Below are 261 nucleotides of genomic sequence, written 5' to 3' on the forward strand. Positions count from 1 at the left end.
GGAATTTCCACTGTCCAGGTAGAAGCTACTGTTTTTAATACGAATGATCGTAAATTTGAAAAAGCACCGGATATATTAACGCATTTGCAAAATGATACGAAGCTTACTCGTAAAACGCTAATTGCTATTTTTAAGGAAAGTGGAACTCTCAGTGCTTTCAAACGAAATCCGCAACTTTACATGATGGAAGCAGCATGAATTATTAATGCGGCGATACGGTTAGCAATGGTAGATGGCATTAAATATGAGAAAGTTTCTGCG

The 261-nt window shown here is 37.2% G+C and carries 1 protein-coding gene; it reads left to right on the plus strand.

The genetic code is table 11. The annotated features are described in order from the left end of the window. A partial coding sequence (locus AC2Q9J_RS18115; protein WP_499042097.1) for a hypothetical protein occupies positions 1 to 198 on the plus strand: 198 nt, incomplete at its 5' end. Between the last annotated feature and the right edge of the window lie 63 nt (positions 199 to 261).

Source organism: Planococcus sp. RAB007_Raresut, from assembly GCF_057369535.1.